Below are 2433 nucleotides of genomic sequence, written 5' to 3' on the forward strand. Positions count from 1 at the left end.
CCCTATGCCTTGCGACCGCGTCCTGCGGCCTTGGCTTCGTACACTGCAGCGTCTGCACGTTCGACCAGGCTCTTGCACTCTTGCTCGCTCGCCGCACCGAAGGCCACGCCCACGCTGGCGCTGACCTGAAGCCATCGGTGGTCCACCTCGAAGGGCTGAAGCGCCGCTTCCACGACCTTGTCAGCGACCACCTCAACGTTGGCCATGCTTCCGATGTTGTTGAGCACCAGCGCGAACTCGTCTCCGCCAAGCCGCGCAACCGCGTCAGTGGGTCGTACGATCGCCTGCAACCGTGTGGCGAACTGGCGAAGCAGCTCGTCTCCACCGGAGTGACCATAGGTGTCATTGACCGCCTTGAAGTGGTCCAGGTCGACGTAAAGCAGCCCAAGTGAAGTGGACGTCGCGCTCTCGCACTTTGACTCCAGGTAGGCGGTGAACCCGCCGCGATTGAGCACCCCCGTCAGCGCATCGCGCTCGGCCAGATTCATGAGCCGCTTTTCTTGTTCGCGGTGCGAAGTGATGTCGAGGGCGACACCGATTACGCCGTCCACGGTGCCGTCCTGCAGCCGCAGAGGTACATAGCTGATGCTCATGTGCCTGTGCTCGCCGCCGTCCGGATAGTCCTTCTCGAAGCTGATCGTTCCCCCCCCCAACGCGCGTTGTGCAAAGGGCCAGCTTTGGTCAGCTTCGGCCTGGCCAAACAGGTCCGCCACGCTATGGCCCACCACCGATTCCCGAGTCTTGCCGCGCCAGCGTTCGAACGCGCGGTTGACCAGCCGGTACCGGAATTGCGCATCGAATACGGCAACCACTGCCGGGATGGCCTCGATGACGCCACTGAGCGTCGCCGTCTGTTGGCTCAACTGAGCGCGGGCAGCAACTTCGGCAGAGATGTCGCGCATCACGGCGGAGTAACGCGACACGTCCCCCTCCGCGTCGCGGTGGGCGATGACCATATGACTGACGGGCGTGATGCGGCTACCGGCCAGCACAACGGTGGTTTCCCCGATCCACACACCATCGCGCTTGGCCGTCGGCRTGATCTCGGCCTCATAGCGCTGGTTCGTCTGCGAGGTGTTGAAGTCGGTGAATCGGCGGCCGCGGACGGCCTCCCCGTCTCCAATGTCCAGCGCTCGGCGCGCCGCGGGGTTCATGTATTGGACGAACCCTTTCCCGTCGGTCTGGAGGATGAAGTCCGACGAATGCTCCAGGATCGAGTTGAGCTCAAGCAGCTTGCGTTCCGTGGTCTTCAGCGCAGTAATGTCAACGCCGGTGGCGTACAGACCTCGAACCTCTCCGCCTTCGCCAATGTCCGGCACCAGCTGTGTTTCGATCAGACGCGACTCGCCATCCGATTCTTCCGCGTTCTCGAACCGCTGGGGTTGACCGGCGAAGGCCGCGGTCAGGAACTTCCAGACGGCAGGTGTCGGTTGCTCCGGCCCGAACAGCTCAGCGGGTGTCCTGCCCAGGACTTGGTCCTTGGTAAGCTGGAAGCGCCGGATATGCGCCTCGTTGACAAACCGATACCTCAGGTCCCGATCAATGTAGGCGATTCGGATTGGGAGATTGTCGGTGACCTGTCTCGTGAAGCGCTCGCTCTGCGCGATCCGCTCCTCAAGCGCCTTGCGCACGGTGACATCCTGACACGCACCCACGATGCGCCTGCGGCCGCTGGCATCGGTTTCCAACTCGCCCACGGCACGAACCCAGATATTGTGACCAACGCCCGTTCGCAAGGGGAGCTCAAGGTCGAAGGGCTGGCCCTGTTCGGATGCCGAGCGCAGGGCCTGGCGCAACTGTTGGCGTCCTTCCGGCTCGTAGGCTGAAATGGCGGCGTCCAGCGTCGGCACGTAGTCCTCAGGGACTTCGTGGATACGTTTCATCTCGCTGGACCACGACATGGCTCCGGTGGCCAGGTCAAGTTCCCATCCGCCTACGCCTGCGACTSGGCCGGTGCGCGCCAAGAAGCGCTCGCTGTCCCGCAGCGCTTGCTCGGCCAGCTTGCGTTCAGTCACGTCCCGCCCAACCGAGTGCAGCAACGTCTGGCCTGAGGGGTCCCGCTGCAAGGAGTTGGTCCAAGCGATCCATTTGGTCGGCTGGCCGGGCATGGTGACGCGGTTTTCTCCCTGGGCGGGAGCCCCACTCGACAGCACCGTGTCGATCTGGCGCCTGACCGCCGGCAGGTCCGCTGGGTCGACAAAGTCGTAGAGGCTTTGGCCGACCAGGCCGGCACCGCCCTCGCCGTACTGGCGGACATAGGCCGGGTTCACATAGGTGAGTGTGCCGTCCGGCCTGGCCAGGGAGATGAGTTCTTGTTGCTCTTCCACGATGGCACGGTGGCGCCGCTCGCTGTCGGCGAGCTGCCGTGCGTAGCGACGCTGCGCCGCGCCCAACAGCATGATTTGACCGGCCGCCAACAGCACGCAAGCCACC

The 2433-nt window shown here is 64.1% G+C and carries 1 protein-coding gene; it reads right to left on the reverse strand.

Features of this window, described 5'->3' with window-relative positions; all coding sequences use genetic code 11:
- Positions 1-2: 2 nt before the first annotated feature.
- Positions 3-2433: PAS domain-containing protein (locus AC1DYI_RS32790; protein ID WP_477208293.1), on the reverse strand; the 2431-nt coding region annotated here is incomplete at its 5' end.

The sequence above is a fragment of the Ideonella sp. P3_A4 genome, from assembly GCF_056403075.1.